11 protein-coding genes, 2 pseudogenes and 1 other annotated feature are annotated in these 9,095 nt (G+C 33.3%); of the genes and pseudogenes, 11 read left to right on the top strand and 2 right to left on the bottom strand.

What is annotated here, in order from left to right; translation table 11 throughout:
* From HGPT_RS10010 to rplA, 9 genes and pseudogenes are all read left to right on the top strand, one after another.
* Window positions 1–177, top strand: a pseudogene (locus HGPT_RS10010) (NAD(P)/FAD-dependent oxidoreductase); the annotation flags it as partial.
* The gene (locus HGPT_RS05400) at window positions 171–635 is read left to right on the top strand and encodes a tRNA (cytidine(34)-2'-O)-methyltransferase (protein ID WP_019138820.1); all 465 of its coding nucleotides are present in this window, start codon (window positions 171–173) and stop codon (window positions 633–635) included. The pseudogene HGPT_RS10010 and the gene HGPT_RS05400, both read left to right, overlap by 7 nt.
* A gap of 40 nt (window positions 636–675) precedes the next feature.
* Window positions 676–1,164, top strand: a complete 489-nt coding sequence (locus HGPT_RS10005) for a hypothetical protein (protein WP_245544153.1) — start codon at window positions 676–678, stop codon at window positions 1,162–1,164.
* Window positions 1,151–2,983, top strand: coding sequence for an ATP-dependent DNA helicase (locus tag HGPT_RS05395; RefSeq protein WP_245544152.1), 1,833 nt, complete (start codon window positions 1,151–1,153; stop codon window positions 2,981–2,983). The genes HGPT_RS10005 and HGPT_RS05395 overlap by 14 nt, the downstream gene beginning before the upstream one ends.
* Window positions 2,984–3,093: 110 nt before the next feature.
* Window positions 3,094–3,243 (top strand): 50S ribosomal protein L33, encoded by a 150-nt coding sequence (rpmG, locus tag HGPT_RS05390; RefSeq protein WP_010242627.1) that lies wholly within the window; start codon window positions 3,094–3,096, stop codon window positions 3,241–3,243.
* A gap of 9 nt (window positions 3,244–3,252) precedes the next feature.
* The gene (gene secE, locus HGPT_RS05385; RefSeq protein ID WP_019138819.1) at window positions 3,253–3,468 is read left to right on the top strand and encodes a preprotein translocase subunit SecE; all 216 of its coding nucleotides are present in this window, start codon (window positions 3,253–3,255) and stop codon (window positions 3,466–3,468) included.
* A 14-nt stretch (window positions 3,469–3,482) separates the two neighbouring features.
* The gene (gene nusG, locus HGPT_RS05380; protein WP_019138818.1) at window positions 3,483–4,025 is read left to right on the top strand and encodes a transcription termination/antitermination protein NusG; all 543 of its coding nucleotides are present in this window, start codon (window positions 3,483–3,485) and stop codon (window positions 4,023–4,025) included.
* A gap of 47 nt (window positions 4,026–4,072) precedes the next feature.
* Entirely contained in the window at window positions 4,073–4,498 is a 426-nt protein-coding gene (gene rplK / locus HGPT_RS05375; RefSeq protein ID WP_019138817.1) for a 50S ribosomal protein L11, read from the top strand.
* Between the two features lie 39 nt (window positions 4,499–4,537).
* Window positions 4,538–5,239 (top strand): 50S ribosomal protein L1, encoded by a 702-nt coding sequence (gene rplA, locus HGPT_RS05370; protein ID WP_019138816.1) that lies wholly within the window; start codon window positions 4,538–4,540, stop codon window positions 5,237–5,239.
* A gap of 74 nt (window positions 5,240–5,313) precedes the next feature.
* Here rplA and thiT read toward each other — a convergent pair whose 3' ends face one another.
* Window positions 5,314–5,868 (bottom strand): energy-coupled thiamine transporter ThiT, encoded by a 555-nt coding sequence (thiT, locus tag HGPT_RS05365; RefSeq protein WP_019138815.1) that lies wholly within the window; start codon window positions 5,866–5,868, stop codon window positions 5,314–5,316.
* A gap of 250 nt (window positions 5,869–6,118) precedes the next feature.
* Window positions 6,119–6,240, top strand: a sequence feature (ribosomal protein L10 leader region).
* A gap of 8 nt (window positions 6,241–6,248) precedes the next feature.
* Between thiT and rplJ the strand changes: the two genes are divergently transcribed.
* Both rplJ and rplL read left to right on the top strand, forming a co-directional pair.
* The gene (gene rplJ, locus HGPT_RS05360) at window positions 6,249–6,785 is read left to right on the top strand and encodes a 50S ribosomal protein L10 (protein WP_019138814.1); all 537 of its coding nucleotides are present in this window, start codon (window positions 6,249–6,251) and stop codon (window positions 6,783–6,785) included.
* Window positions 6,786–6,829: 44 nt separating this feature from the next.
* Window positions 6,830–7,212 (top strand): annotated as a pseudogene (gene rplL / locus HGPT_RS05355) (50S ribosomal protein L7/L12).
* A 321-nt stretch (window positions 7,213–7,533) separates the two neighbouring features.
* On the opposite strand, the gene HGPT_RS05350 reads toward rplL, so the two are convergent.
* Entirely contained in the window at window positions 7,534–8,904 is a 1,371-nt protein-coding gene (locus HGPT_RS05350; protein WP_019138813.1) for a Na+/H+ antiporter NhaC family protein, read from the bottom strand.
* Window positions 8,905–9,095: the final 191 nt, after the last annotated feature.

Genomic DNA, 9,095 nt, shown 5'->3' with positions numbered 1-9,095 from the left:
GTGGAAACAAGGACGTCTTCTCCAATTCGAATTGTGAGAGAAAATTATAGAAGTAAAAAATTGAAAAACCTGTATCCTATTGGAGAAGGAGCAGGTTACTCTGGTGGAATAGTTTCATCTGCCCTTGATGGAATTAAGTGTGCCATAGAGATTTTGGAAGGAGATAAAAAATGTTAAATATAGTATTTTATGAACCAGAAATTCCCTTTAACACAGGTGCTATTGCAAGGACTTGTGGACTTACAAAGACAAGACTTCATCTTATAAAACCTCTTGGATTTGAGGTAGATGACAAACATTTAAAGAGGGCGGGACTAGATTATTGGCATCTTGTAGACATAAATTATTATGATTCCTATGATGAACTTTTGAAAAAATATCCAGATGGAAATTTTTATCTTGCCAGCACTAAGGCAAAGAAAAAGTACACAGATGTTAATTTTAAGGATGAAGATTTTATAGTTTTTGGTCCAGAAACACGCGGTCTTCCAGAAGATTTGATTTTTTCAAATTACGACATGGCAATTAGAATTCCCATGTTAAAGGATTATGGCAGAAGTTTAAATTTGGCAAATTCTGCAAATATAATTTTATTTGAAGCTTTGAGGCAATTAGATTTTTTAGATTTGGAATAAATTTTATTTAAATAAAAAGTCAAAGTAGAAAGGATTTATTGTGAAAGAAGTAAAGATCTCCGTAAGAAATTTAATAGAATTTGTCAAAAGATCTGGCGACATAGACAGGAGATTTTTTTCCAATAAAAGGGCAGTAGAGGGAATAAAGGCTCATCAAAAGGTGCAAAGAGAATACTCAAAGGATTTTTTAACAGAAGTTTTTTTGAGAACTCATGAAGAAATTGAAGGCATAAATTTCACTGTGGAAGGTCGTGCTGACGGAATAGAAGTTAGTGATGAAGTTACTGTTGATGAAATTAAGTCAACTACAAGAGAACTTGAGGACTTGAAAAAGGAAAAAAATATAATGCACTGGGCACAGGCAAAGTGCTACGCATATATTTATGCAAAAGATCATGAACTTGATGAAATAAATGTAATGCTAACATATTTTCAACTTGAAACAGAAGAAACTCTAAATATTAAAAAGACTTTTAATTTTGGTGAACTCCGTGATTTTTTTCATGGGGACTCTAGTGGAATATCTTGAGTTTTCCAAGAGAATTGTGGAGTGGAAGGACACAAGAGATGAGTCTGTAAAAAAATTAAAATTCCCCTTTAAGTCTTTTAGGAAGGGACAAAGAGAACTTTCGGTTGCTGTCTATAACACAATTGACAATGAAAACAAATTATTTGTGGAAGCGCCAACAGGTATTGGAAAATCAATTTCTACAATTTTCCCAGCAGTAAAGGCAATGGGAGAAGACAAAATCGACAAGGCTTTTTATCTTGTGGCAAGGTCAACGGGGAAAAATGCCGCAAAAGATGCACTGGAAAAATTGTTAAATAAAAAATTGAGATTAAAAGTTACAATTGTCACAGCAAAAGACAAAATTTGTTTAAATGACAAGCTAGCCTGCAATCCCAAAGATTGTCCCTATGCCAAGGGGCACTTTGATAGAGTCAATGATGCAATAATAGATATTTTTGATGCCTGTGACAATTTCACAAGAGAAAATATAGAAAAATTTGCAAGACTTCACATGGTTTGCCCCTTTGAATACCAACTTGACCTCTTAGATTTTTCTGATTTTATAGTATGCGATTACAATTATATATTTGATCCAACAGTTTATCTAAAGAGATTTTTCGAAAACTCTATGTTAAGATTTAGTCTTTTAGTGGATGAGAGTCACAATCTTTTGGAAAGAGGCAGAGAAATGTACTCGGCAGAAGTTTCTATTGAAGAACTTGAAAAATTAAGAGGACTAATCCCCAAGAAGAGGAAAGCTGCGAGAAGACACTTGGCAAATGCCATAGATGAGTTTTACAAACTTGACAAGAGAAAAATTTTTTATTCCTACGATTCTTTTCTTGCATTTAATGGAGAAATTGAAAAAGCTGTTTTTTCTATGAACGACTTTTTAACTAAGGATAAGGAAGAAGAGTCCTATGAAGATGCTCTTGATATTTATTTTTCTCTCTTTAATTACATAAAAATTTTGGAATACTACAACAAGGATTTTGTTTCCATAAAAGAAGAAAATCTAATAAAAATAAAATCCCTTGACATTGCACCAATTTTTAAAAATATTTTAAGGACTCCTAGGTCTTCTGTTTTCTTTTCTGCAACCTTAAATCCCATAAAATATTATGGAAAACTTTTGGGAGCAGATGAAGAAACTTCTTACTATAAAATAGATTCTCCCTTTGATCCAGAAAATCTTTTAGTTTTGCGAAATAATAAAATTTCCACAGTCTATAGAGATAGAGAAGATTCCATCGAAGAAATAATAGAAAATTTAAAGAACTTTTCAGATGATGATGGAAATTACATTTTTTTCTTTCCCTCATATTCTTATATGGAAGCAGTTTACGAAAGATATGTAGAAATTGATAGAGATGTAATTAAACAAGAAAGAGAAATGACCGAATTTGAAAGAGAAGAATTTTTAAATAATTTTACTTTCTCATCTTCTACAAGAGCCTTTGCTGTTATGGGTGGGGTTTTCTCTGAAGGAATAGATTTAATTGGTGAAAGATTAAGAGGTGTTGCTATAATAAGCGTTGGTTTACCTGGACTTTCTTATGAGAGAAATATTTTAAAATCCCACTTTCAAAAGAAATATGCCATGGGTTATGAGTATGCCTACATTTATCCCGGCATGATAAAGGTAATTCAGTCAGCTGGAAGAGTTATAAGAACAGAAGATGACAGGGGCAAAATTTTATTAATAGACAAGAGATTTTCAAGACAAGATTATAATTATTTGTTGCCAAATCATTGGAGGATTTTTGATTTTTGTGACTTAAAGGAAATGGAAAAAATTATAGATAATTTCGAAGAGGGTCAAAAGCTTAAAAATTAGAGAAAATTTATAATAAATAACTTTACAAAGTTTGACATTTGTGATAGTATTACTTAGTAAATTAGAAGGAGCCAAAGGCGGCTCTTTTTTTTAGCACTGGAGGTGTTTTTATGGCAGATAGAGTAGTACTTGAGTGCACACAATGTAAAAACAGAAATTATGTGACATATAAGAACAAGAAAAATACTACTGAAAGATTGGAACTAAAGAAGTATTGTAAATTCTGTAAAGAACATACAACTCACAAAGAAACTAAGTAAGGAGGATTTATGGCTACTAAAGCTACAGCTAAGACTGAAGAAAAAAAAGGCGGTCTAGGTAGATATTTTAGAGGTGTGAAATCTGAATTCAAGAAAGTTGTATGGCCTTCTAAGGATACTGTAATCAAATATTCTATAATAGTAATCGTGGCAGTTATACTGTCATCACTATTACTATTAGCATATGATAAAATTATAATGTTTTTATTTGGTTTTATTTATTGATTGGAGTGTTATAGTTGGATACACAAGAGCTTAACAACAATGAAGCTTCAAAATGGTATGTAATACACACTTATTCAGGTTATGAAAAAAAGGTAAAGGCAAATATGGAAGCCATGGTTCACAATCGAAATATGGAAGATGTCATCTTTGATATTAGGATTCCTATGGAAGACTATGTTGAAACAAAAGACGGTGTTTCCAAAGCTAAGGAAAGAAAGATGTTTCCATCTTATGTCCTTGTAAATATGATTATGAACGACGAAACATGGTATCTTGTTAGAAATACAAGGGGAGTAACAGGTTTTGTTGGTCCAGCATCTAAGCCTGTGCCACTAACTGATGAAGAAGTGTTACTACTTGGAGTTACTGATAACAAAGAGTTATTTGATAATTACGAGATAGGGGAGTTAGTCAAAGTTATAAATGGACCTTTCAAAGATTTGGTAGGCAAAATTGACGACTTCAATTACGACAAAGCAAAAGTTAAAGTTTGTATCTCAATGTTTGGAAGAGATACGATTGTTGAATTAGATTTCAATCAAATTATTAAAGAGTAAGATATGTGTGGGAGGGTAAACCCGCATTACCACAAGGAGGAAATAAAATGGCAAAAAAAGTCATAGCATTAGTAAAATTACAAATTCCTGCTGGGAAAGCTACACCAGCTCCACCAGTTGGTACAGCACTAGGACCTCATGGTGTAAACATCATGCAGTTCACAAAGGAATTTAACGCAAAGACTCAAGATCAAGCAGGTATGATTATTCCTGTTGTTCTTACAGTTTATCAAGATCGTTCTTTCACTTTTATCACTAAGACTCCACCAGCTGCAGTTCTTATTAAGAAAGCTCTTAATATGTCTAAAGCAAGTGGTGAACCTAACAAGAAAAAAGTTGGAAAATTGACAAAGGCTCAAGTTGAAGAAATAGCTAAAACTAAGATGCCAGATCTTAACGCAGCAAGCATTGAAGCTGCTATGGAAATGGTCGCTGGTACAGCTAGAAGTATGGGTATAGAAGTAGAAAGATAAGTGGGAGGCTAAGCCGTAGGTACCACGAAGGAGGTAAATATGCCAAAAAGAGGTAAAAAATATCAAGATAGCGCTAAGCTAGTAGATAGATCAAATTTATATGATGTTAACGAAGCTCTTGACTTAGTTACAAAAACTGCTAAGGCAAACTTTGACGAAACAGTGGAACTTGCAGTAAGACTTGGTGTTGATCCAAGACACGCTGACCAACAAGTTAGAGGTACTGTAGTACTTCCTAACGGAACAGGTAAAGAAGTTAAAGTACTTGTTCTTGCTAAGGGAGAAAAAATTAAAGAAGCTGAAGCAGCAGGAGCTGACTACGCAGGTGGAGAAGAATACGTAGAAAAAATCCAAAATGAAAACTGGTTTGATTTCGACGTAATCATTGCAACTCCAGACATGATGGGTGTAGTTGGTAAAATCGGTAGAGTTCTTGGACCAAAGGGACTTATGCCAAACCCTAAATCAGGTACAGTTACATTTGATGTAGAACAAGCTGTTAAAGAAGTTAAAGCTGGTAAAGTTGAATATAGAGTTGACAAAGCTGCTATAATCAATGTTCCAATAGGAAAAGTTTCCTTTGGAGTAGATAAACTTGCTGAAAACTTCAAGACTATTGCAGATGCTATTATTAAAGCAAAACCAGCAGCTGCAAAGGGTCGTTATTTAAAATCAGTAACAGTTTCATCAACAATGGGACCTGGAATCAAAGTTAATGGTTCAAAATTAATGGAAAAATAAAAACACCAAATATATAAAAAAGCCCTCTTACTTATACAAGTAGAGGGTTTTTTGATGTCTAAAATTATTTTTTCTTATAATTTTGCCAAATCTTTTGTAAGAAAATTCCTCAATAAAAAGATTACTAAAACAGTGACAGCAAAATCAATAGATAAGAATGATGCGTTATAGGTTATAGAGTAAAACCATGGATTCATACCAGCAGGTGCATATTCTTTAAAGAAGACTACGCCTGATAGGACATGACAAATAAATCTTCCTAAAATTCCCGCAAAAGATCCAAGTAAAATAGTTTTAATAGAATGAGTTTTTTGAAATTCATCTTTAAAAAGACCTGCAAGACCTAAAAGACCATAAGCTAAGGGATAATCTAAAATAGCTTGGACTGGATGGTAAATACTTCCACCAAGAATAATAGACATGACTCCATAAACTGCACCAACAACAAAGCCCTTGATAGGTCCATACCTTAGGGCAAAGATAATTAAAGGAATCATCTTACCTGGAGTAATAGAGCCTCCATTTGGAAGTTCGTAGAGCTTAATAGTACGTAAGATAAGAGCGAGAGCAATACACACAGCTCCTTCGACTAACATTTTTGTTGTCCAATTTTTATTTGTTTTTTGCATAAAAAAAATACCTCCTTTGCACAAATACTTAGAGAGGTTTAGACACTTCCCTCCACAAGCATTACCTTGATTGGTTAAAGGGTATAATCTCAGCCTTTCGGCACCCCTAGTGCAAATTCAATTATACGATATTAAAAAAATTATGTAAAGGAAAATGAAAATTTATGATATTATAATAAAAAAGAAAAGATATAGAAAAATCTGAAAAATATAATAAAAAAACATTGACAAAGCACAAAAGACTATATATAATACTTATGTTACTAAGCCGCAGACAGTAGGTGGCAATGCCATAAATCCTACCGAGGTTTGAAATTCGGATTTATTTGATTTTCACATCTCACGGCGGCGTGAGATTTTTTTATTTTGGGGGTGACAAATTGAAAGAAGAAAAATTACAATCAAAACAAGCCCTAGTTGATGAAATTAAAGAAAAAATTCAAGGAGCACAATCTATTGTTCTTGTAAACTACAGAGGATTAACAGTTGAAGAAGTAACTGAACTTAGAAAAAAATTCAGAGAAGCAAATGTTGATTACAGAGTTTACAAAAACACAATGATGAGACGTGCTTTTGAAGAATTAGAAGTTACTGGTCTTGAAGAATTCTTAAAAGGACCAAGTGCTATTGCTTTCGGAATGGAAGATCCTGCATCAGCAGCAAAAATTTCATCTGAGTTTGCAGAAGAACATGAAGCATTAGAAATCAAGGCAGGATATGTTGATGGAAAAGTATTATCACTTTCAGAAATCGACGCACTTGCTAAATTACCATCTAAGGAAGTACTTCTTGCACAAGTTCTTGGCGGCTTAAATGCTCCAATCCAAGGATTCGCAAATGTACTAAATGGTACTCTATCAGGTTTTGCAAGAGTTATTGCACAAATCGCAGACAAGAAAGAAAACGAAGCAGCATAATGGTATGCTAAAAATTAGAATTATTAAATTTACGGAGGAATAAAATGTCAGAAAAAGTAGAAAAATTAATTGAAGAAGTTAAAGAACTTACAGTATTAGAACTTTCAGAAGTAGTTAAAGCTCTTGAAGAAGAATTCGGAGTATCAGCAGCAGCTCCAGCAGCAGTAGCAGCAGCTCCAGCAGCAGCAGGTGCAGCTCCAGCAGCAGCTGAAGAAAAACTGAATTCGACGTTATCCTTGCTGAAGCAGGACAAGAAAAAGTTAAAGTAATCAAAGTTGTAAAAGACATTACTGGACTTGGACTTAAAGATGCAAAAGCAGTTGTAGACGGAGCTCCTAAAGCAGTTAAAGAAGGCGCTTCAAAAGAAGAAGCTGACGAAATCAAAGCTAAACTTGAAGAAGTTGGAGCAACTGTAGAAGTAAAATAATTTAAGTAAGTTAAATTTTTAAAAGCTGTCCCCTAGGGGGGCAGTTTTTTTATGCTCTTTTTGATGCTTTATTTTAAGCTTTGATAATCTTTAATTTTTATTAAAAATTTTGACATTTATAAGGTTTGCTTTTAGCTTCATTTTATAAGAATAGCTAGATACTCTCAAAATCCCAGCAAATATAAATGGGATTAAGGGGTTTTAATTTTTCATAAAATTCATCTTTTTATAAAATTTTAAATGAAAGTTTTAGTGTAGCTTATTTTGTGCAAATAAAAAACCTACCACAAGGCAGGTTTAAATTATTTTAATTATTTTCTTTTAATTATTTTCTTTTAATTTATCTTTTTTAAAATCCCAATCTCCTCTGGGATCGGCATATCTTATAAAGATTGATCCAATTGCAAAAAGTGCCAAAATTGCTTGGTACCATAGGAAGGGAATAATTTCCATAGGCGCCACGGACATTTCTCCCAGTTCTTTTGTAAGTCCTGCAGCAATTAGTATTTGTGCTCCGTAAGGTATTATACCTTGCATAACGCAGGAGAAAGTGTCAAGAAGAGCGGCTGATCTTCTTGGGTCAATTTCAAAGTCATTTGATATTTCTTTTGCCACTGGTCCATCTATTATTATTGCAACAGTGTTGTTGGCAGTTGCAGCATCAGTTAATAATGTAAGTAGGGCTATGGATATTTCGGCTGATCTTCTTCCTCTGGCAAAGCTTCTTATTTTTTCTACTAGCCACTCAATTCCGCCGTTTTTTGAAACCATATATGACAGACCGCCAGTAAGCATTGATAATAGAAATATTTCAAACATTCCTTCGAAACCTGTGAATATATTTTGTGCGAAGGTCATTAAAGTTAGACCGCCACGAGCTATTCCAATTATTCCTGAAAGTACAATCCCACTTGTCAAAACTAAGAAAACATTCATGCCTGAAATTGCTGATATGAGAACAAATAAATAAGGAATGATTAATATAAAATTATATGGCAGTTCATCTATTGTAGGAAGTTTATCTGGTTTTCCAACAATTAATAAAATAATAAAAGTTATTATTGCAGCAGGAAGTGCCATTTTTATATTTGCTCTAAATTTATCTTTCATCTCAACGTTTTGTGTCCTAGTTGCAGCAATTGTTGTATCAGATATAACTGATAAATTATCGCCGAACATTGCGCCTCCAACTAAAGAGCCAAGGACTAGGGCAAGGGGAAGATTTCCTTTTTGAGCAAGCCCAACTGCTATTGGACCAACTGCAGAGATTGTCCCCACAGATGTTCCAGTTGATATTGATATGAAACAGCCTATTAAAAAGATTCCAGCAGTGATAAATTGTAGGGGAATTATTGATAAGGCAAAGTTGACAACGGAGTCAACACCACCGGATGCCTTTGAAACAGTTGCAAAAGCACCTGCTAGAACATAAATAAGACACATTATTATTATATTTTCGTCGCCACAACCTTTTACAAAGTCATTAAACTTATAGTCGACGCTTCCCTTAAACATAATAAAACTAAGTATAATTGCTGGCAAGATACAGACTGGAGCTGGCACTTGATAGAATGCCATTTTAACTCCTTTAGCATTTAAAATAGAGCCTGTTGCCATATAAACTAAGACAAATACAGCAAAGGGAAGTAGTGCTAACCCATTAGCCTTAGTTTTTTTATTGTTGCTATCCATTTTTCCTCCTAATTAGACTATATGTAAATTTCACATATAAGATATAAATAAACAAAGATAATTATAATATTAATAAATTCTTTTGTGAAGTCTTTTAGGGTATTTTAAGGGATTTTTGATTAAATCTCATAAAATTTCTCTTAGAAACTTTTTTAAATTTATATCTTACTATATAATAAGAAATGTTACTC

The organism is Peptoniphilus timonensis JC401 (assembly GCF_000312025.1).
Taxonomy (GTDB): domain Bacteria; phylum Bacillota; class Clostridia; order Tissierellales; family Peptoniphilaceae; genus Peptoniphilus_A; species Peptoniphilus_A timonensis.
This window is presented reverse-complemented; position numbering and strand designations above follow the sequence as displayed.